This window comes from uncultured Caballeronia sp. (assembly GCF_964243625.1).
Lineage (GTDB): Bacteria > Pseudomonadota > Gammaproteobacteria > Burkholderiales > Burkholderiaceae > Caballeronia.
The window spans coordinates 1-2,021 of sequence record NZ_CAXTGZ010000851.1; the positions used below are offsets into that span (position 1 = coordinate 1).

Genomic DNA, 2,021 nt, shown 5'->3' on the forward strand with positions numbered 1-2,021 from the left:
AGCCGGCCCCAAATGAGGCCGGCTTTTTTTATCGATAAAACTTTTTCGCTGTCCGGATCAGTTCCGCCGCGTCAGTTCCGATTCCCGCCGAAAATACCAAGCAGCGCGAGCAGGTTCGTGAACACGTTGTACAGGTCGAGGTAGATTGCGAGTGCGGCGCTGATGTAGTTCGTCTCGCCACCGTTCACGACGCGCTGGACGTCGAACAGCATGTAGGCCGAGAAAATCACGATCGCGAGGACCGACACGGTCAGCATCAATGCCGGCAGATGCAGGAACACGTTTGCAAACGCGGCCAGCAGCAGCACGAGCACGCCCATGAACAGCCACTTGCCAAGACCGGAGAAGTCACGCTTGCTCACGGTTGCGATGGTCGCCATGGCCGCGAAGATCACGCCCGTGCCACCAAACGCCATCATGATGAGCTGCGGTCCGTTCGAGAAACCGAGAATGAAGCTCAGGAGACGCGACAGCATCAGGCCCATGAAGAACGTGAAGCCGAGCAGGACGAGCACGCCCAGGCTGCTGTTCTTGGTGCGCTCGATAGCGAACATGAAGCCGAAAGCGATCGCCATGAAGGCGATGAAACTCATGGCCGGGCTGGTTGCCGCGAACAGCGAGAAGCCGGTCGCGACGCCTACCCACGCGCCGAGTACGGTCGGCACCATGGAGAGCGCCAACAGCCAGTACGTGTTCCGTAAAACGCGATTGCGGGTTTCGGACGACGTGACACTGCCTGTGCGACCAAAACCGTAAGGGGATTCGTTCATGGTTTCTCCTTGCCTAAACTTGTGTAAAGCCAACTGGTTCAAAAATTCCGGCTCGATTTATTTGCTTTGCGACGCGGCGAGCCTTACAGACGCGATATGCGCCTATGTTGCACCGAAATCAACAGTGCTGCACTGCAATGGCTCGACCAGTAAAATTACCGCGCATTTCGTCACGAGACTTGAGCTTTGATGCTTACGATGTCGTAAGGTTTCCATCGCAATCATACAATGCTTCGTGCTACAATTGTCGATTCTTTATATTCGTAACCCGTTAATTTTTTGGAGTTTTTCATGGCGATCGAGCGCACCCTGTCGATTATCAAACCGGATGCAGTGGCAAAGAATGTGATCGGTCAGATCTACAGCCGTTTTGAACAAGCGGGCCTCAAGGTCATCGCGTCGCGCATGGTTCACCTGTCGCGTGCTGATGCAGAAAAGTTCTACGCAGTCCACGCTGCACGTCCGTTCTTCAAGGACCTCGTTGAATTCATGATCTCCGGCCCCGTGATGATCCAGGCGCTGGAAGGCGAAAACGCCATCCTGACAAACCGCGACCTGATGGGCGCGACGGATCCGAAGAAGGCTGACAAGGGCACCATCCGCGCTGACTTCGCAGACAGCATCGACGCCAACGCAGTGCACGGTTCCGACGCAGCAGAAACGGCGCGTCAGGAAATCGCTTTCTTCTTCCCCGAAGTAAACGTTTATTCGCGTTGATTCGGAGTAGATTTATCGCAGGAATTGGCGCGAATTAACCGAAAAGCGAACTGGGGTGCGGCTTTGAACGGCTTCCCGGCTTCGCTCATCAGGGAAATGGCAGAAAATCGAATGACAGCTTCCACCGTCAACCTTCTGGATCTCGATGCCGCCGGGCTTGTCGCTTATTGTGACAGCCTGGGGGAGAAACCATTTCGCGCCAAGCAACTGCAGCGCTGGATTCACCAGTTCGGCGTCGACGATTTCGACGGCATGACCGATCTGGCGAAGTCACTGCGCGAAAAATTGAAAGGGCGGGCGAGTCTGGATATGCCCGCCATCGTCAGCGACCATGTTTCCACCGACGGCACGCGCAAGTGGCTGATCGACGTGGGCAACAGCAACGCTGTCGAAACGGTGTACATACCGGAAGAAAATCGCGGCACGCTGTGCGTTTCATCGCAGGCGGGCTGTGCCGTGAATTGCCGTTTCTGTTCGACCGGCAAGCAAGGTTTCTCACGCAACCTGACGACCGGCGAGATCATCGGACAGTTG

2 protein-coding genes and 1 pseudogene are annotated in these 2,021 nt (G+C 55.8%); 2 read left to right on the top strand and 1 reads right to left on the bottom strand.

Translation table 11 applies throughout. The annotated features are described in order from the left end of the window. Positions 1-71: 71 nt before the first annotated feature. Positions 72-770, bottom strand: coding sequence for a Bax inhibitor-1/YccA family protein (locus ACFFAR_RS31730; RefSeq protein WP_061999537.1), 699 nt, complete (start codon positions 768-770; stop codon positions 72-74). A gap of 291 nt (positions 771-1,061) precedes the next feature. Between ACFFAR_RS31730 and ndk the strand changes: the two genes are divergently transcribed. Together ndk and ACFFAR_RS31740 are read left to right on the top strand one after the other, a co-directional pair. Continuing rightward, on the top strand, positions 1,062-1,487 hold the full coding sequence (gene ndk, locus ACFFAR_RS31735) for a nucleoside-diphosphate kinase (RefSeq protein ID WP_174365640.1): 426 nt from the start codon (positions 1,062-1,064) through the stop codon (positions 1,485-1,487). A 111-nt stretch (positions 1,488-1,598) separates the two neighbouring features. Then, positions 1,599-2,021: pseudogene (locus ACFFAR_RS31740) on the top strand (23S rRNA (adenine(2503)-C(2))-methyltransferase RlmN); the annotation flags it as partial.